Raw genomic sequence first — 17,766 nt, 5'->3', positions numbered from 1 at the left:
CCCACAGGAGATTCGGAACCGACGCCTCACCGGATCGGATCCTCGCCGACCGACCTGGGAGTGATCGGGGAGGGAGCCGTTCGGATCCCTCCCCGCACCCGTTACTTCTTGAACGCATCCTTGACGTTCTCGGCCGTGTCACGGACCTCGCCCTTGGCCTGCTCGGCCTTGCCCTCGGCGACGAGCTTGTCGTCGTTGGTGACCTTGCCGACGGCCTCCTTCGCCTTTCCGGCGACCTTCTCCGCAGCGGCCTTGATCTTGTCTTCAGCGCCCATGGCGTCTCCTTTTTCTCATCGCACCCGGATCTCGGGTTCGTTTACTCACGCACGTGGTCCGTGCGTTGGTCTGTGTCGCCGTCGCGCCCGATCACCGCACCCTGGTCGGCGAGCGGAACCCTTCGCGCCAGCGCCGATCCGAGAGGTGCAGCAGGATCGGGATGCGGGAACCCAGCAGGTCGTCCCATTCGTCGATCGCCGCCTCGGCCGCCGCGACGACGGTTGCCAGCGGTGCCCCCGGCCGCACGATGACCGCCAGCTCGACCGCGCGCGTCTGACCGACACGGTAGGTGCCGGTGCGGGCCGAGAGCACATCGGGTCGCCGGACCAGAGGCTCGGTGAGCACGGCGTCGACCACGTTGCGATCGACCGTCGTCCGCCCGGTGGCGGTATCCACGTCGAGCACGGTCTTCGAGCGCCCACGTCGGCGCGAGATGAGGAACACCACCAGCAGTACTGTCAGCACCAGCACGGCGGCCACCGCGAGCAGCAGCAGCACCGACACCGGGCCGATGCCCATCACCTGCCAGGTCCAGCCGCGAGCGGATTCCCACGCGGCCGCGACTTCTGCCGCGGGACGCCGCACCCAGGGCGGCGGATCCCCCGCGGCGAGAACCCCTGCGGCGAGCGCGACGACTCCCGCGACCAGCAGTGCCGCACCCACGAGGAAGAGCACACTGCGGTTCACGAATCGGTTCGTCGCGTTCATGCCACCACTCCGTTCGGTTCGACGACCACGCGCGGGGTGGCCGAGAAGCCGATCCCGGCGAGGATGTCGCTCGCCGCGTCCTCCGCGTCGGCCATCCGGACGAAGACGCCGCTGGTCGGAGTGATGCGCACCTCGACCGTGCGTCGGCCGACGAAGACGGACACCCGGCTGCGGTCGACTCCGGCACGACGGGCGACCGCCGCAGCGATCGAATCGGCGATCACGCCATCGTCCACGAGCAGCGCGGTCCGTTCGGTGATGCGTGCCCGCCGTGCCCGTCGCCCCGGGAGCAGTGCGAGCGCGAGGAGCACGACGGCGAGCACCGTCAGCACGCCGCCGACGCCGAACAGCACTGCCGGCTGCTGCACCCCCACCGCGATCTCTTCGAGCCGGCGAGCCGCCGTGTCGCGGAAGCCGCCATCGACGAGCCACCACACGGCGCCCGCGAGCAGCGCGATCAGGAGCACGGCACCGATGGATGCGACCCCCATCGACGAGGCCGTCCGGGACGCGTGCGTCTCCCGGCGCAGGACGCGGCGATACGTCGCCTGTTCGTTCGTCATCGCACTCTCCTCTCGGTACTCCGCCGCACGCCCGAGTACCGGACGTCCACGGCGCCGACCTCACGGCCGGCCAGTTCTCGCATGCCCTCGATCAGACCGTTGCGGAGATCCTCTCCGCTGGTGACCAGGTCCGTTCCCCGCTTCGATGCCCTGGCCACGGGCACGGTGACCGCGATCCGCAGTGCACCGTGCTCATCCGACAGCTGCACCCCGACATCGCGGGCCGATACCCGGGCGACATCGTGCGCGATGCCGACGGCGAGCCGCTGCAATGCGCGGGCGGTGAAGGTCGTCGTCCCCCGGACGGCGTCTGCCTCCGCCCGGGATGAGCTGTCGGCCGTCATGAGGAGGAGCGCCGGCCCCGGAAGACCTCGGCGAGCGCCCGCAGGTCGAGCCGACCGTCGATGATGCGGCCGACGACCGCGCCCACCAGCATCGCCAGGGTCACGAGCACGAAGGCCCAGAAGCCCAGGACCACCCAGGTCAGCACGAGGGCAGCCGCGGCCGCCGCGCCGATCACCGACGCGGTCACTGGACTCGCGTCTCCTGCGTGCCGTCGCCCTCGTCGTCGGAGGGGATGTGCACGTCGTTGACGGTCACGTTGACCTCGGCGACCTCCATGCCGACCAGTTCCACCATGGCGCGGTGGATGGCGGCGCGGACGTCATCCGCCACCTTCTGCAGCGAGACCGGGTACTCGGCGACGATCGTCACGTCGACCGCGACCTGCGTCTCGCCCACCTCGACGCTGATCCCCTGCGAGAGATCGGCCGTGTTGAGCGCCTCGCGGATGGCTCCCACCATGCGTGCGGCGCCTCCACCGAGTGCGTAGACGCCGCTGACCTCGCGAGCAGCGATGCCGGCGATCTTCGCCACCACCGCGTCCTCGATCGTGGTCTTGCCCGCAGCAGCCCCCAACTGCGGTGCGACGATCTGGGTCTTGGGCTGAGTACTGCCGGTCACATTCGCCATCTCGAGCTCCTTCATCCGTGTATCCGATCCCCCTGCGGAGTGCGGGTCGCCGTTCAGCGACACCACTAGGACGGATGCCGCGAGAAGAACGTCACAGATTCGTCAGAACTTTTCCGTCTCCGCTCGAGTCGACGCTCACAGTGCACTCCAAGGAAGAGAGTGCAATATTGCACTCCATGAGCGACAGTGCAGATTCATTGCGGGAGCAGCGCAAGCGCGAGACGTCCCGCGCACTCACCGATGCCGCACGCCGACTGACGACGGAGCAGGGCTTCGCGGGTTTCACCATCGAGGAGCTGTGCGCCGAGGTGGGCGTGTCCCGACGCACCTTCTTCAACTACTTCGAGAGCAAGGAGAACGCGGTCTTCGGGTTCGCCACCATCGACTCGCGCCAGGAGGCCCTCGAAGAGGATTTCGCCTCTCAGCACGGCGACCTGCTCGACGACTTCATCCAGCTGACGATCCGCCGCTTCGAGCTGTTCAACCCGGTCGAGGATGCTCCGGCGATGTTCGCCGTGATCGAGCAGGAGCCGCGTCTGCTCAAGGCCGCGTTCGAGCAGCTCGCGAAGAACGAGCGCCGCGACATGGGGCTGATCGTCCGCCGCACCGGAGACGACGCTGATGCCGAACTCCGCGCCGAGGTGATCGTGCACACCGTCGGCGCGCTCGTCCGGATGAGCATGGACCAGCTCCTGCATCACCAGTCCACCGAGCCGTTCAGCGACCTCATCGCCCGACGCCTCGACCTCGCCCGCTCGCTCTACGCACCGTCACAGAAAGACCACTGAATGTCCGCCACCGCCACGAAGGATGCGCCCTTCCTGCTCACGAAGCGCCGCATCTGGATCATCTTCAGCGCCCTCATCGCGGGCATGTTGCTCTCCAGCCTCGATCAGACCATCGTCTCGACCGCCATGCCGACCATCGTCGGGCAGCTCGGCGGCGTCGACCACCAGGTCTGGATCACCACCGCCTACCTGCTCGCCACGACCATCGTGATGCCGATCTACGGCAAGTTCGGTGATGTCCTCGGACGACGCAACCTGTTCCTGGTCGCCATCGCGCTGTTCACTCTGGCCTCGGTCGGCTGCGCCTTCGCCACCGACTTCTGGATGTTCGTCGTCTTCCGCGCCCTGCAGGGCCTCGGCGGTGGCGGTCTGATGATCCTGTCTCAGGCCATCATCGCCGACATCGTGCCCGCCAACGAGCGCGGCAAATACATGGGCCCGCTCGGCGCCGTGTTCGGTCTGTCGGCCGTCGCCGGTCCGCTGCTCGGCGGCTACTTCGTCGATCACCTGACCTGGCAGTGGGCGTTCTACATCAACATCCCCGTCGGCATCGCCGCGTTCATCATCGCGCTCGTCGCACTGAAGCTGCCGAGCAAGAAGGCCGAGAAGCCGATCGACATCTTCGGCGTGATCTTCCTCTCCATCGCGACCACCTGCCTCATCTTCTTCACCGACTTCGGCGGCGACAAGGAGTTCGGCTGGGACTCGCTGGCCACCTGGGCCTGGGGCGCCGGCCTGATCGTGGCAGCCACGGCTTTCGTCATCACGGAATCGCGGGTCAAGGACCCGATCATCCCGCTCAGTCTCTTCCGGAATCCGATCTTCGTGAACGCGACCGCGATCGGGCTGGTGCTCGGAATCGGGATGTTCGCGGCGATCGGCTTCGTGCCGACCTTCCTGCAGATGTCGTCCGGCACCTCGGCGGCGGAATCCGGTCTGTTGATGATCCCGATGATGGTCGGTCTCATGGGCACGTCGATCTTCTCGGGCATCGCGATCTCCAAGACCGGCAAGTACAAGATCTATCCGATCCTCGGCACGATCATCACCGGCATCGCGATGGTCTCGATGACCACGCTGTCGGCGGCGACACCGATCTGGCTGATCTGCACGTTCCTGTTCGTGTTCGGCGCCGGACTCGGCCTCATCATGCAGGTCGTCGTCCTGGTCGTGCAGAACGCGGTTCCCGCGGGCGAGCTCGGCACGGCCACCAGCACGAACAACTACTTCCGCGAGGTGGGGGCGTCGCTGGGCACCGCCGTGTTCGGCACGATCTTCACCACGCGACTGACCGAGAACCTCACCGGGGTCTTCGCCGGGGCCGGCGCCTCGCCGGATGCCGCGTCGCAGGCCGCATCCACGATCGACCCCGCGACGTTGAGCACGCTCCCCGACGAGGTGCGCGACGGCATCGTCACCGCCTATGCGGACGCCCTGGCACCGGTGTTCTGGTACCTCGTGCCCTTCATCGCGCTTGCACTCGTGCTGTCGCTGTTCCTCAAGCAGATCCCCCTTTCCGATCAGGCAGGACTCGTCGCCCGCGGCGAGGCGATCAGCGGCGAGGAGGCGGAGCGGCTGGAAGCAGAGCAGCGTGGCATCGCCCGTCCGGACGGCCTCGCGACGGCCGATGCCGGGCCGACCGACACCTCGCCCACACCGACGGTCCGCTGACGTCCCGGCGCCCTCGCCCTTCCAATGAAGGGTGAGGGCGCTGCGCTGTCAAGCCCCTCCCTTTCCGCGAAGCGAGCGGTCATCCTTCATCGTGGGGACAGGTAGGAGAACGATGGAGCACGACCCGGACCGCAGGTTCGCCCTGGTGCACGTCAGTGACACCGACTGGGCGATCCACGATCTGCACTACCCGGAGGGCGATCACCGCCGGGTGGTCTGCACGATCTTCGAAGACGCCCCGACGGAGTTCGAGGTGCTGTGGCGGCGAGACCTTCCGCTTGCCCTGCGGTACAGCTCCGCCGAGGACGTGCTCGACGCCGTCCGGAGGTTCCAGGACGCCTCTCGGGCGACGCGGCCGATCCCGATCCCGCACCTCCCGCCGACGCGCAACCGGGGTGCGGGTCGAAGCACTCCCCGCTGACGCGCCGAGACGCCTCCGCTGGACGCGAAGCGCCGGTCTGCGCAAAACTGACGTGAACACGCTGGCCTTCCCCCACAGCCTGGAGTCCCCATGACCTCTCCTGCACCCACCGCCAATTTCTGGAAGAGGTTCTGGGAAAAGGGTGGCTGGTGGCGAGCGCTCCTGCTCACGGCCGCGTACTTCGTCCTCTTCCAGCTGCTCTCGCTGTCGTTCACCCCGCTCGCCCTGAACATCGAGGAACCGAGCAGCGCGGCGGGCATCGCCGTGTTCTACGTCCTGCCCGAGCTCGTCGGCGCCGTCATCCTCGCCGCCTTCACCCTCTCGGTCGGGTGGTGGCGCGAGGTCTTCGGCCGGCAGCCGATCCGCGGCCGGGGGTGGATGTGGATCGCCATCGTGGTGGTGCTGCTGTTCAACATCCTCCGCTTCGCGACGATCGACTACGGCAAGGCGGGCTTCGACGTCGTGCTGACGTGGCTCCTCGCCGGCCTCCTGATCGGCTTCACCGAAGAGGTGCTCACTCGCGGTCTGGTGGTGAACCTGATGCGCAAGGCGGGTTACCGCGAGGTCGTGGTGGCCGTGATCTCGGCCGCGCTCTTCGCGGGACTGCACGCCGGCAACCTGCTCAACGGACAGAACCTCCTCGCGACCGGATTCCAGCTGATCTACACCTTCGCCTTCGGCATCCTGATGTACCTCGCGCTCCGCGTGACCGGAACGATCATCGCTCCGATCCTGCTGCACGCGAGCACCGATCCGAGCATCTTCCTGCAGACCGCCTACCCCGCGGACGGCGCGCTCACGGGCTTCGCCGGTCTCGGCAACGTCGTGGTGGTCGTCGCCGGCTTCGTGACGATCTTCTTCATCCGCGGCCGCGTCGGCGACGCGCATCCGGACTTCGCCGCACAGCGTCCGGCCTGACCCCGGTCACGCGCCGGTGCCGCGCTGCACCGACAGCGCCCACACCTGCTCGATCGGCGCGACCGAGTCTTCGCCGTCGGCGCCTCGGAAGCCCTCGACGAAGCGTCCGATGTCGGCCTGCCAGGCGTCGTTCACCGGCGAGGCCTCGACGACCCGCATCGCGGCCTCGAAGTCGTCGCATTCGACGAGGTGGAACAAGTGGCGACCGGAGCGCCAGATCGTCCAGTCGTGGATGCCCGCGACGCCGAAGAGGTCGCGCAGCGCGTCGGGAACACGAGCGTGGTGGGATCGGTAGTCGTCGACCGCACCCTCGGCGATGATCGAATGCAGTGCGATGCGCATGTGGTCCCCTCCGCGCTCAGATCGATTCCGGTGACAGGATATGCCCGGCTTGCTCCAACGCGGTCCACAGCGACTCCGGAATGCTCGCCGTCGCGCGGGTGACGGCCTCCGTCACCTGGTGTACCCCGCGCATCCCCACGACGGCCGAGACCACCTGCGGCATCCGCAGCGGATACTGCACGGCGGCCGAGGGCAGCGTCGTGCCGTGCGCGCGACAGATCCGCTCGATGTCCCGCGCCCGCTCCACGATGTCCTGCGGGGCGTCGGCGTAGTCGTAACTCACCCGATCGGGAACGGAGTCGCGCGCCAGCAGGCCGGAGTTGTAGACGGCGGCCGCCACCACGGCGACGCCGCGCTCGCGCGCGAGCCGCAGCATCCGCACGCTCGCGCCCTGCTCGAGCAGCGTGAGCCGGCCTGCGCACATCACGATGTCCGTGTCGGTCTGCTCGATCAGGTCGGCGAGCATTCCCGCCTGGTTCATTCCGGCGCCGTATGCCCCGATCACGCCCTCGTCACGCAGTCCTGACAGCGTCTGCGCACCGGTGGTCCTGGCGGCTTCGAAGTGGGCGTCCGGGTCGTGCATGTACACGACGTCGACCCGGTCGAGTCCGAGCCGGTCCAGGCTCGCCTCGACCGAACGCAGGATCCCGTCGCGGCTGAGGTCGTACACGCGCCGCACATCGGACGGCACGTCGAAGAGGTTGTCCAGGTCGCGGAGATGGGCGGTCGCCGGGCTCGGGACGAGGAGGCGCCCGACCTTCGTGGAGAGCACGTACTCGTCACGCGGATAGGCCGCGAGGGCGCGACCGAGTCGGCGTTCCGAGAGGCCGAGACCGTAGTGGGGCGCCGTGTCGAAGTAGCGGATGCCAGCGTCCCAGGCCGCGCGTACCGAGGCTTCCGCCTCCTCATCGGTCAACACACTGCCGAGATTGCCGAGCTGGGCGCATCCCATGCCGAGGATGCTGATGTCGAGCCCGCTATGCATGCGAACGGGGATCATGAAGCCTCCACCGCGGATCCGTGGATGTGCGCCATCACGGCCGCACTCATCGGCTGGTAATCGTGCGTGTTCTCGACGACGCCGCGCACGATGAACTGGTCCATGACGACGATGCGGTCGGCGAGCGTCACCATCTCGGCGAGGTCGCTCGAGATGAGGAGGATCGCCATGCCGTCGTCGGCGAGCTGCCAGATGAGCTCATAGAACGCCCGCTTGGTGCGGACGTCGATCCCGACGGTCGGCTCGTCGATGATGAGCACCCGGGTCCGGGCGGCGAGCCACTTGGCCAGGGAGACCTTCTGCTGGTTTCCCCCCGAGAGCTGTCCGGCGAGCTGATCCTGGGAGCTGATCCTGATGTCGAGGGCGTCGACGTGGGTCTGCACCGTGTCGCGCTCCGTGCGCCCGGGGACGAACCCGAGCACCTTCGAGATCTCCGACCAGATGGTGACAGCGACGTTGCGTGTGATCGACTGCAGGAGGAAGACGCCCTCCTCCTTGCGGTTCTCGGTGACGTAGCCGATGCGGAAGCGGCGCAGGGCATCGCGCACGGAGCGGATCCGCACCGGCCTGCCGTCGACCTTCACCTCTCCCCCGACGACCCGGTCGAGTCCGAGGATCGCTCGCGCGAGCTCGGTGCGACCGGCGCCGACGAGCCCGTACATCCCGAGCACCTCTCCGGGATGCACCGCGAGCGAGATGCGGCGATGTCCGGCGGCGGTGCTGACGTCTGCGAGCTCGAGCGCGGGCGTGACGGTGCGGTCGACCTCGCGCTCCTCGACCTCGAGGTCGGCGAGGGTTCGGCCGACCATCCGCGCGACGACCTCGTCACGGGTCGTGTCCGCGATCGGCTGCGACGGCATGACGGTGCTGCCGTCGCGGAGCACGGTGATCGCATCGCAGTGGGCGAAAACCTCGTCGAGCTTGTGGCTGACCAGTACGATGGCGGTGCCCTCGGCGCTGAGCTGGCGCACGACCTTGTACAAGCGGTCGGCCTCGTCGTTGCTGAGGGAGGCGGTCGGCTCGTCGAGCAGGAGCACCTTGGCGCTCCGGTACAGGCCGCGGGCGATCTCCACGAGCTGGATCTGCGCGGCCGAGAGCTCGCGCATGGGCGTGCGGGGATCGATGTCGAGGTCGAGCATGTCCAGGCAGCGCTTGGACTCCCGCCACACCTGCCGCCAGTCGACCGTGCCCGCGCGGCGGGGCAACGCCGAGAGGGCGATGTTCTCCCCCACGGTGAACTCGCGGACGACGTTGCGCTCCTGATGCACGACCCCGATTCCGGCGGCCATCGCCTCCAGCGGGTTCGCGAACGACACCTCCTGCCCGCCCAGGATCAGGCTCCCGGAGTCGGCGCCCTGCACACCGGTGACGATCTTGATGAGCGTCGACTTGCCCGCGCCGTTCTCTCCCATGAGCGCGTGCACCGAGCCCGCCTCGAGGGTCAGGTTCGCGTCGGCGAGCGCGGTCACCCCGGGAAACGTCTTGCGCAGGTTCCGGACTTCCAGTGCGACGCTCATCGCTTCACCTCCGCCAGTGCGGCTTCCGCGCGCAACGATCTGATCCTGCTGGCATGTCGTGATGCCTGCACCTCGCGCAGCTTGCCGAGTGCCACGGTACCGAGCACGACCGCACCGACGACGAAGTTGACGACCTCGGCGTCGAATCGGAAGATCGGGCTGGCAGCATCCACGAGCCGCACGACCATGGCCGCGAGCACAGTGCCGAGGACGGCCACGGTGCCTCCGGCGAGAGCGACGCCGCCGATGATCGGTGCGGCGAAGCTCGGCAGCAGCCAGTCGCCGCCGACGGTCGTGTTGACGCCGGGGAGGAACGAGATGCTCACCATCGCGGCGACGCCGCACAGCAGTCCGGAGAGCGTGTGGGCCACGATGAGAGCGCGGTCGGTCGAGATTCCGGCGAGCTGCGCGGCCGAGGCGTTGCCTCCGCTCGCGAGGAGTTTTCGTCCCGACACCGTCTGCGCGAAGTACAGGGCGACGATCGCGGCGACCACGAGCGTCATCAGGAAGATCGTCGGGATGCCCAGGATCTCCGACCGCCCGAAGGCGGCGAGCTCGGGCCACGCCTTGCGCTCGATCGTGCGGGTGCCGACGAGGGCGTACTGCACACCGATCAGGATCTGCGACATCGCGAGAGTCACGATGAAGCCGTTGATCCGAGTGCCGACGACGAGCAGACCGTTGACGAGGCCGAGGACGGCGCCGGTGAGCACCGCGACGAGGGCGCCGATCCACGGCGGGACGCCCCAGGAGGTGACGATCACGCCGGTGAAGCACGCCGCGACACCGCCGATGGCACCGACCGCGAGGTTGAGCTGCCCGACGCAGAGCGTGATCATCTGGGCGAGTCCGATCAGGATCGGCACGCTGACGAAGCGGAAGAAGCTCGTCATCGACACCGGACCGAAGAACTGTCCCGATGTCGCCATGCCCAGCACGGCGGCGCCGACCACGACGATCCCGACCAGCAGGAGGTTGTTCGCGCTGATGATGCGTTTCATCGGTGGGCCTCCGCCTCTTCGAGTTCGACGGCGAGGGTCGCGGCGGACTCCGTCGCTTTGGCGGGGCGGCGTCGCGCGAAGAGCAGCCGCAGCCGGTCCGTGGCGAGTGCCGCCAGGAGGATGACGCCGAGCAGGACGTTGAGCGTCTCGAGCCCGACCCCGAACAGCTCGAGCCCCTTGCGGATCACAGAGGTCAGCGTGATGCCGAGCGCGGTGCCCACGATCGAGACCAGTCCGCCGGCGAGCAGAGTGCCGCCGAGAATCGGGCCGAGGAACGAGGAGAGCATGAACTCGCTGCCGATGGCCGGGGTGAACGACCCCGTGCTCGCGGCGAGCAGGAACCCGGCGATCGCCGCGAGCAGTCCGGAGAGGGCATGCGCGAGGATGGTCCGGCTCGCGGTCGGGATGCCCGAGAGCTCTGCGGCCTTCACGCTGCTGCCGGTCATCAGGACTTCGCGTCCGCTGCGGGTGCAGGTGTAGAAGTACCAGATCACGGCCATGCAGCCGAGTGCGGGCAGGACCATCAGCGGCACGGCGTTCGACCCGCAGTAGCCGAACATGCAGACGTCGGCGAAGGTGCCACGCCCGATGGTCTCGAACCCGGCGGGCGAGACCGTGAAGGCCTGGCCGGTGCTCCACGACTTGTACAGCGTGGGGATCAGCCCCAGCAGCGTGAAGCTCATCGCGAGAGTCACGATGAAGGAGTTCACTCCGGTCTTGGCGATGATCCATCCGGCGAGCGCGCCGAGCGCCGTACTGGCGAGCACCCCGAGAGCGAGCCCGGCGAGGAGTGGCAGGCCGAAGTTCTCGAACGCGGCACCGGTGACGAGCGCTCCGATCCCCGCGAGCTGTCCCACTGCGAGGTTCATGTGACCGATCGAGAGCACGACCATCTGTGCGAGCCCGACGACCGTGAAGATCGCGATCGTCGTGAGCAGCGGCGCGATCACGAAGGGGCCGTTGAGGAACGCCGGCTTGAGGATCGCCAGGGTCGTGATCAGGACGATGATCAGGACGACGAGGAGTGCGCGTGGTGAGCGGAGCTCGGCGCGTGCGGCAGCGCCCAGACGCGACATCAGAGCACGATCCGGTCGTCCATGGCGTCGCGATCCCAATCGATCCCGAGACCGAGCGTCTCCGGGGCGAGGGCGCGGCCGTCTTCGATGGTCATGCCGGTCCGGGTGATCGCGCGCAGCTGCGGGATGTGCTCGACGTAGCGTCCGTTCGGGACGGCGGCGACCAGGCTCACGTGCAGTTCCATGAGGAAGTGCGGGCACACGTGCACGTTGAACGACTCCGCGAGGTGCGCGACCTTGAGCCAGGGGGTGATGCCGCCGATGCGGGCGACGTCCACCTGGACGATGCCGGCGGCGCCGCGGTCGAGATACTCCCGGAACTGCGCGATCGAGTACATCGACTCCCCCACCGCGATGGGCGTCGCTGTGGATGCCGCGAGGCGGACATGCCCCTCGATGTCATCGGCGGGCAGGGGCTCTTCGATCCAGCCGAGGTCGAGTCCGTCGAACAGTCGGGCACGACGGATGGCCTCCGCGCCGGTCAGGGACTGGTTGGCGTCGACCATGATGTCGAAGTGCGCGCCGACCGCCTCACGAACGGCGGTCAGACGCTCGCGGTCCTCCTGTCCGCTCGGCTTGCCGATCTTCACCTTCACGCCTTTGAGCCCGGCGTCCTTCGAGGCGAGCGCTCCGGCCACCAGCTCGTCGGTGTCGAGGTGCAGCCACCCGCCCTCGGTGTCGTAGAGGGGGATGTCGCGGCGGAACCCGCCCGCGAGCCGCCAGAGCGGGAGCGCGGCACGACGCGAGGCGACGTCCCACAACGCCGTGTCGACGGCAGCCAGTGCGAGCGAGGTGATGGCCCCGGTCGTCGTCGCGCGGGTCGAGGCGAACAGGCGGTACCAGACCGCCTCGATGCGGTCGGCTTCCTGACCGACGAGGATCGGGAGCAGGTGGTCGCGCAACATCGACAGCACTGCGCGACCTCCCGTTCCGATCGTGTAGGAGTACCCGAGGCCGTGCAGGCCATCGCTCGTGGTGAGTTCGACGAAGATCGTCTCCTGAGACACGAAGCTCTGCACGGCATCCGTGCGTTCGGTCTCGACGGCGACGTCCACGAGGAACGCGCGAGCATCGGTGATCGTACTGGCCATCGGGTACATCTCCTGGTGTGGGTCAGATCACTTGCAGGTGAGCAGCTCGTCGTCGAACTGCTTCTTCACCTTCTCGGCGAACGCGACGCGCTCGTCGTCGTACGTGTCGACGTTGTCCTTCGTGACGACGAACGAGCCGGAGTCGACGATCACTCCGGGGTCGGCCATCTCACAAGTACCGCTCGCGAGCTGAGCCAGCACCCAGCTGCCCACATAGGCCTGGCCGGCGGGGTTCTGCGCGACCGTTCCGTAGACGGAGCCGTCGCGGATGCCGTCGAGGATGGTGGCGTCGTCGTCGATCGCGACGAGCTGGATCTCGAGGCCGGATTCCGCGATCGCCTCGGCGCTCGCGACGGCGGGGTTGTAGGCCGTGGTGACGATCGCGTTGATCTCGGAGCCGCTCGCCGCGAGGAGATCGGATGCCGCCTTCTGGGCCGTGGCGAGGTCGGTGTCGACGTCGGTGATCGTCTGGAGTAGGGTGACGGCGCCGTCGGTCTCGTCGATCGCGCGCTGGACGCCCTCGATACGGCGCTGCGTGTTGGAGTCGACGTTGTTGCCGGTCATGTGCACGATCGTGCCCTTGCCGCCGATCGCCTCGATCGCCGCAGCGGCAGCCTGATACGCGGCCTCCTCGGTGTCGGTCGAGAGGCAGAAGGCGGCGAGGTTCTCGTCGCCGGCCGGACAGGAGGCGATGGATCCGACCGCGACGCCCGCGTCAGTCAGCTTCTTGAAGGTGGAGTTGATGTCGGTCGGCGAGACGCCGAAGATGCCGAACGCGTTATAGCCGTTGGCCACGAGCGAGTTGATCACGTCGTTCTGCTTGGTCTGGTCCCATTCGGCGGTCTCGTTGAACGTGACCTCGCCGAGGCCGAAGTCCTTGGCCGCCTTCTCGCCTGCCTCGATCCAGGGCTGGAAGTACGGGTGGGCGCCGCCGGGAACGAGGGCGACGCGCACGTCGGACAGATCTCCGCCGGCCCCTTCTCCGCCGGCGTCCGGATCGGCGTTCTGCGGGGTGCACGCGCCGAGCGCGAGGGTGAGGGCGGCGGCTGCCGCGATGACGGCGCCGAGCCGCACGTGCTGTGTGATGCGCATCTTTGATGCCTCCAGGAAAAGGGTTCCTTTTGAAATATCGTATTTGATCTTTCAAAGGATATGATGGCTGCACTCCGCCGCTATGTCAAGGGAAAGGTCGGATGTCTACGCTCGGTCAATTGCCCTCCTTCACCCCCGGCGCACGCACGATGCTCGGTGACGAGGTCTACGGCGCGCTCCAGCAGTCGATCCTCGACGGCACTTTCCCGCCCGACGCACGTATCAACGCGGGCGAGCTCGCCCGGCAGTTCGAGGTGTCGCCGACCCCCGTGCGAGAGGCGCTCGCCCGACTCGAGTCGGACGGGCTCGTCGAGAAGCTCCCCCTGCGCGGGTACCGTACGACCGATCTGCTCGACCGGACGCGGCTGACCGAACTCTTCGAACTGCGACTGCTGCTGGAGCCGGGCAGTGCGGCGAGCGCCGCCGAACGCCGCTCGGCCACGGATCTGAAGGAACTCGCCCACGAGGTCGAGGCGGGGCGGACCGCGGTCGGCGAAGCGGACGCCTACCGCCTGCTCTCCCGTCATGACGTGCGGCTGCACGATCTCGTGTTCCGTTCGGCGCGGAACGAGACGGTCCGTCAGGCGTATGCGCGCACGCACTGCCACCTGCACACGTTCCGACTCGCTTACACGGGCGCATACGTGTCCGACACGGTCGACGAGCACGCGGCCATCGTCCGCGCCATCACCGATGGCGATCCGGTCGCGGCCGCGGAGTCGATGCGCACGCACATCGAGCGTTCCCGCGATCGACTGATGCGCGTCGTCGACTGACGCCGAACTGCGGCGGCGGGGCGAGGGACACTTTATCCTCGGCTGATGCGATCGTCGCCAGAAACGACAAAACCCCCGGATGACCGGGGGTTTAAGTCTGTAGCAGGAGCGGGGCTTGAACCCGCGACCTCACGATTATGAGTCGTGCGCTCTAACCAGCTGAGCTACCCTGCCGCGAGGCATCCGTCCGCGTGAGAAGAATGCTGCGAGCCCCGAGTCAGGATTGAACTGACGACCCCTTCCTTACCATGGAAGTGCTCTGCCACTGAGCTATCGGGGCGTGCTGCCCCTCGCGGGGCAACCGTACGAGAATACCATCACTGTGGCGTCCTCATGAAATCCGGGCCGTCAGTAAGACGTCCGCCCGGCGTTCTCCTTGAGCCACGGCATCGGATCGATGGTCGACCCGTTGACGATGAGCTCGAAGTGCATGTGCGCGCCGTAGGAACGGCCCGTGTTTCCAGTCTTGCCGACGACCGTGCCGACCTTCACCGTCTCGCCGGCCTTGACCTGCAGCGAACCGTACTGCATGTGCGAGTAGTGGCTCGTGATGACGGAACCGTCGATGACATGGTCGATGTAGACGGTCACGCCGTAGGCGCCGCCCTGCTCGGTCGCGATCCGGACCGTGCCGTCGGCGATCGCCTGAATCGGGGCGCCGTCTCCGGGAACGAAGTCGATGCCCTCGTGCAGACGGCCGCTGCGCATGCCGTACCCGTAGCTCATGCCGACGCCGACCAGGAAGGGCCACTGGATGGCCGCATCGGGGTCGTTCGTGAAGATCTCGCCCGAGTAGTTGATTCCCTGTTCGGCGGCCACCTGGACCAGCGAGACGGTGCTGAAGTCATCGGACCGCGCGAGCGGCTCGTTCTCGACACCCGAGGGTGCGACGAAGGCCTGGATCTCGTCATCGGCCGCTCCCTTCGCGTCGGCGGCAGCAGCCGAGACCAGCGAGGTGGCCGCGACCGAGGTTCCCTGAACCGCGGCGACAGCCTCGGCAGGAAGAGTCATGGAGACGGCGAGGAGCCCTGCGAGGCTCATCACTCCGACGCTGGCGCCGACAGCCACGAGCTTGCGGAAGTTGCGCGGGCGGCGTGCAGCGACGTGGACGGGCGCCTCGGGCTGCGTGGAGTCCGCAGTGGACGGCGTGTGCGCGGACGAGGAGCCGACCGTCGGGATCGAACCCGTGCGGAAAGCTCGGGATGCACGCTCGAAGGCATCGACATCGTCTTCGAGCGGCAACTCACTCGCCGGCTCCGGCGTCGAGTCGGCCGGTGCGGCGTCGATCTCATCGGCGGTCGCGATCTCGATGATCTGCTCCCCCGCGTCGACGACGACCGGGGTGGCGGGAACATCGGCGATGATCGGCTCAGGCGTCGCGGCGATGAAAGGCTCGACGGGTGATTCGACGACGGCGTCATCGGAGGCCTGTCGCTGGCGAGCGGTACGACGGGAAAGCGGCGCGACGGCCGCGAGCGCGACGGCCGCGGCTTCTGCGGCCAAACTGGGTGCCGTCGTTCCCGCCGCGGAGGCTTCGGGGGCCTCGGTGCGGAGTCGGCTGGACCGGCGCGTGGGCGCAGAGGCAGCCTGGGAATTCTCGAAGGGCAAAGCGTTTCTCTCGGTTGTGCGTCAAGCTTCGGGCGCAAACTCAGACTTTCACCTTCGGGTGGCGAAAGTAACGATCGGGTAAACCCTACCCTGATCAGCCTGGGAATGCCATGAATCGGTCAGTGTTTCGGGTCGAGGATCTCGAGTAGTCGGGCGTGCACATCGCGGCCTCCGGCGACCAGCATCGGCCGCGTCGACTCGATGTCGATCCTGGAGACGCGGCCCCCCGCCTCCGTGATCAGAAGTGCCCCGGCGGCGTGGTCCCAGGGGCGGAGCCCGCGCTCGAAGTACCCGTCGAGGCGCCCGGCCGCGACGTAGGCGAGGTCGAGCGCCGCGGCACCCATGCGTCGGAGATCACGCGCCATCGGCATGACGCGCGCCACCGTGGCGAGATCGCCGTCGTGGGTCGCGGGGTCGTAGCCGAACCCGGTGCCGAGCAGCGCTCCCGCCGGAGTCTCCTCGGTCACCGCGAGCCGGCTCCCCTCCAACCATGCTCCGTGGCCACGCACCGCGGTGAATACCTCTCCGAGCGCAGGCGCGTTGACGGCGGCGGCGAGTGCCACCCAGGTCTCGGGGTCGGGCTCGCCCTGCACCGCGGCGATGCTCACGTTGTACGCAGGGATGCCGTAGGCATAGTTCACCGTGCCGTCGATCGGATCGACGACCCACGTGATCCCGCTCGCGCCCGGCTCGGCCCCCGACTCTTCGCCGAGGAAGCCGTCTTCGGGACGGGCGGCGCGCAGGCGCTCTCGGATGAGCGCCTCGACCTCGCGGTCGGCGTCCGTCACGATGTCGGCGAGGGTCGTCTTGGTGGCGGCGAGACGCACCCCGTCACGCCGACGCGCACGGGCGAGCGCTCCTGCTTCCCGGGCGATCTCGGTCGCGAGTTCGCCGAGCTCGAGTTCGGTCGTCACTGCGCAGGCTGCTGGGGCGCGGGCGGCGGCGGCGGGAACACCGGCGGTTCGCCCTGCTGTGGGGCCGACGGCTGGCCTCCGGCAGCGGCGGGCGCGGGAGGAACGAGGTGGCCGCCGGGAGCGGTAGGCGGTGCGAACTGTGGCGGCGCTGACTGCGGCAGCGTGGGCTGCGGAGGTGCAGGCTGGGGCGCCACCGGGAAGCTCGTCGTGGGCGCGGCAAGCTGCGGCTGTGCGGGAGTCGGGTACCCGGTGTAGTAGGCGTTCCAGTCCGGCGACGAGTCGGGCAGCGCCGGCAGCGGGGTGACGCCGTCGGCGTAGGTCGGCCACGACGGCGCCGGCGCGACGCCACGAGCAGGCGACGCCTTCTTCTTCGGCGCGAACAGCGCGTTGAGCAGCGGGATGAGCGTGGTTCCGACGGCGACGAGGATCGTGAGCGCGACGACGATCCGCCAGTAGAGCTCGCCGTAGTGGAAGGTGTTCGGGAAGGCGAGGAAGAACACGAGCATGCCGACGAGTCCGACCAGGAACGTGATCGTGACGATGTAGATCACACGGGTGAAGGTCGTGATGTGCCGCTGCGCGGCCGGAGTGAACAGACGCACATGCAGAAGGGCGAGCTGCAGGATGCCGATGACGAGCAGCAGCTGGAAGAAGCGCTCGGCGCCGAAGAACATGCCGTCCTCAGGAAGCCAGATCTTGACGGCGCCGACGAGCAGCGCGACGATCCAGCTCACCATGCTGGCCAGTTGCAGCCAGTCGGGACGATTCGGAGCGAGGCCCGCCTCGAGGATCGCGATCCCCGCGAAGGCCGCCAGGAGCAGGATCGTGAGGAAGGCTCTTCCGATCAGTCCGTCCTGATCCCCCACGAGCACCCAGATGACGCACACGAGCGCCGCGGCGATCAGCGCGCCGATGGCGATCCAGAGCGACCCTCTGATCAGCAGCGACATATTCTTCTTCTCACCCTGCGGCTGCGTGGTGATGTCCGGCTGGGACATGGTGATCCTCTCGTCGAGCGGCGATGCCTTCATC

At 68.1% G+C, this 17,766-nt stretch carries 21 protein-coding genes and 2 tRNA genes; 5 read left to right on the top strand and 18 right to left on the bottom strand.

Annotated elements, in window-relative coordinates; genetic code table 11:
• Nucleotides 1-101: 101 nt before the first annotated feature.
• The 6 genes from HCX50_RS14680 to HCX50_RS14655 form a co-directional block, all read right to left on the bottom strand.
• On the bottom strand, nt 102-275 hold the full coding sequence (locus HCX50_RS14680) for a CsbD family protein (protein WP_167634864.1): 174 nt from the start codon (nt 273-275) through the stop codon (nt 102-104).
• Nucleotides 276-366: 91 nt separating this feature from the next.
• Nucleotides 367-984, bottom strand: a complete 618-nt coding sequence (locus HCX50_RS14675) for a hypothetical protein (RefSeq protein ID WP_167634863.1) — start codon at nt 982-984, stop codon at nt 367-369.
• Complete coding sequence (locus HCX50_RS14670) at nt 981-1,547, bottom strand: hypothetical protein (RefSeq protein WP_167634862.1); 567 nt, start codon at nt 1,545-1,547, stop codon at nt 981-983. Before HCX50_RS14670 ends, HCX50_RS14675 begins: the two co-directional genes overlap by 4 nt.
• On the bottom strand, nt 1,544-1,891 hold the full coding sequence (locus HCX50_RS14665; RefSeq protein WP_167634861.1) for a hypothetical protein: 348 nt from the start codon (nt 1,889-1,891) through the stop codon (nt 1,544-1,546). The genes HCX50_RS14670 and HCX50_RS14665 overlap by 4 nt, the downstream gene beginning before the upstream one ends.
• On the bottom strand, nt 1,888-2,079 hold the full coding sequence (locus HCX50_RS14660) for a hypothetical protein (RefSeq protein WP_167634860.1): 192 nt from the start codon (nt 2,077-2,079) through the stop codon (nt 1,888-1,890). Before HCX50_RS14660 ends, HCX50_RS14665 begins: the two co-directional genes overlap by 4 nt.
• Nucleotides 2,076-2,519, bottom strand: a complete 444-nt coding sequence (locus tag HCX50_RS14655; RefSeq protein WP_237682523.1) for an Asp23/Gls24 family envelope stress response protein — start codon at nt 2,517-2,519, stop codon at nt 2,076-2,078. Before HCX50_RS14655 ends, HCX50_RS14660 begins: the two co-directional genes overlap by 4 nt.
• A 176-nt stretch (nt 2,520-2,695) precedes the next feature.
• Here HCX50_RS14655 and HCX50_RS14650 point away from each other — a divergent pair, with 176 nt between their 5' ends.
• From HCX50_RS14650 to HCX50_RS14635, 4 genes are all read left to right on the top strand, one after another.
• Entirely contained in the window at nt 2,696-3,307 is a 612-nt protein-coding gene (locus HCX50_RS14650; RefSeq protein ID WP_167634858.1) for a TetR/AcrR family transcriptional regulator, read from the top strand.
• Nucleotides 3,308-4,978 carry an MDR family MFS transporter gene (locus tag HCX50_RS14645; protein WP_167634857.1) on the top strand — a complete coding sequence of 557 codons (1,671 nt, stop codon included), beginning with the start codon at nt 3,308-3,310 and terminating at the stop codon, nt 4,976-4,978. It abuts the gene before it with no gap.
• Between the two features lie 112 nt (nt 4,979-5,090).
• A complete protein-coding gene (locus HCX50_RS14640; protein ID WP_091035191.1) occupies nt 5,091-5,399 on the top strand; it encodes a hypothetical protein in 309 nt (102 codons plus the stop codon).
• A gap of 90 nt (nt 5,400-5,489) precedes the next feature.
• Nucleotides 5,490-6,317 carry a CPBP family intramembrane glutamic endopeptidase gene (locus tag HCX50_RS14635; RefSeq protein ID WP_167634856.1) on the top strand — a complete coding sequence of 276 codons (828 nt, stop codon included), beginning with the start codon at nt 5,490-5,492 and terminating at the stop codon, nt 6,315-6,317.
• A gap of 6 nt (nt 6,318-6,323) precedes the next feature.
• Here HCX50_RS14635 and HCX50_RS14630 read toward each other — a convergent pair whose 3' ends face one another.
• The 7 genes from HCX50_RS14630 to HCX50_RS14600 are packed head-to-tail and all read right to left on the bottom strand — an operon-like array spanning nt 6,324 to nt 13,436.
• Nucleotides 6,324-6,659, bottom strand: coding sequence for an L-rhamnose mutarotase (locus HCX50_RS14630; protein WP_167634855.1), 336 nt, complete (start codon nt 6,657-6,659; stop codon nt 6,324-6,326).
• A 16-nt stretch (nt 6,660-6,675) separates the two neighbouring features.
• A complete protein-coding gene (locus HCX50_RS14625; protein WP_167634854.1) occupies nt 6,676-7,659 on the bottom strand; it encodes an aldo/keto reductase in 984 nt (327 codons plus the stop codon).
• Entirely contained in the window at nt 7,656-9,176 is a 1,521-nt protein-coding gene (locus HCX50_RS14620; RefSeq protein WP_167634853.1) for a sugar ABC transporter ATP-binding protein, read from the bottom strand. Before HCX50_RS14620 ends, HCX50_RS14625 begins: the two co-directional genes overlap by 4 nt.
• Nucleotides 9,173-10,177: an ABC transporter permease gene (locus HCX50_RS14615; RefSeq protein WP_167634852.1), complete on the bottom strand. Its 1,005-nt coding sequence runs from the start codon at nt 10,175-10,177 to the stop codon at nt 9,173-9,175. Before HCX50_RS14615 ends, HCX50_RS14620 begins: the two co-directional genes overlap by 4 nt.
• Nucleotides 10,174-11,253, bottom strand: a complete 1,080-nt coding sequence (locus tag HCX50_RS14610) for an ABC transporter permease (protein ID WP_167634851.1) — start codon at nt 11,251-11,253, stop codon at nt 10,174-10,176. The genes HCX50_RS14615 and HCX50_RS14610 overlap by 4 nt, the downstream gene beginning before the upstream one ends.
• Nucleotides 11,253-12,344, bottom strand: coding sequence for a mandelate racemase/muconate lactonizing enzyme family protein (locus HCX50_RS14605; protein ID WP_167634850.1), 1,092 nt, complete (start codon nt 12,342-12,344; stop codon nt 11,253-11,255). Before HCX50_RS14605 ends, HCX50_RS14610 begins: the two co-directional genes overlap by 1 nt.
• A 27-nt stretch (nt 12,345-12,371) precedes the next feature.
• Entirely contained in the window at nt 12,372-13,436 is a 1,065-nt protein-coding gene (locus HCX50_RS14600; RefSeq protein ID WP_091035205.1) for a sugar ABC transporter substrate-binding protein, read from the bottom strand.
• A 119-nt stretch (nt 13,437-13,555) separates the two neighbouring features.
• On the opposite strand from HCX50_RS14600, the gene HCX50_RS14595 reads away from it, so the two are divergent.
• Entirely contained in the window at nt 13,556-14,212 is a 657-nt protein-coding gene (locus tag HCX50_RS14595; RefSeq protein ID WP_167381626.1) for a GntR family transcriptional regulator, read from the top strand.
• Nucleotides 14,213-14,312: 100 nt separating this feature from the next.
• On the opposite strand, the gene HCX50_RS14590 is transcribed toward HCX50_RS14595, so the two are convergent.
• From HCX50_RS14590 to HCX50_RS14570, 5 genes are all read right to left on the bottom strand, one after another.
• A tRNA-Met gene (locus HCX50_RS14590) sits at nt 14,313-14,386 on the bottom strand.
• A 34-nt stretch (nt 14,387-14,420) separates the two neighbouring features.
• Nucleotides 14,421-14,492, bottom strand: a tRNA-Thr gene (locus tag HCX50_RS14585).
• A gap of 68 nt (nt 14,493-14,560) precedes the next feature.
• Complete coding sequence (locus HCX50_RS14580) at nt 14,561-15,715, bottom strand: M23 family metallopeptidase (RefSeq protein ID WP_237682522.1); 1,155 nt, start codon at nt 15,713-15,715, stop codon at nt 14,561-14,563.
• A 224-nt stretch (nt 15,716-15,939) separates the two neighbouring features.
• Nucleotides 15,940-16,734 (bottom strand): inositol monophosphatase family protein, encoded by a 795-nt coding sequence (locus HCX50_RS14575; RefSeq protein ID WP_167634848.1) that lies wholly within the window; start codon nt 16,732-16,734, stop codon nt 15,940-15,942.
• Entirely contained in the window at nt 16,731-17,732 is a 1,002-nt protein-coding gene (locus tag HCX50_RS14570) for a hypothetical protein (RefSeq protein ID WP_167634847.1), read from the bottom strand. The genes HCX50_RS14575 and HCX50_RS14570 overlap by 4 nt, the downstream gene beginning before the upstream one ends.
• Between the last annotated feature and the right edge of the window lie 34 nt (nt 17,733-17,766).

The organism is Microbacterium sp. B19(2022), assembly GCF_012030385.1.
Taxonomy (GTDB): Bacteria; Actinomycetota; Actinomycetes; order Actinomycetales; family Microbacteriaceae; genus Microbacterium; species Microbacterium oxydans_B.
The sequence above is the reverse complement of the archived record's forward strand: the minus strand, read 5'-3'. Positions and strand labels throughout refer to the sequence as shown.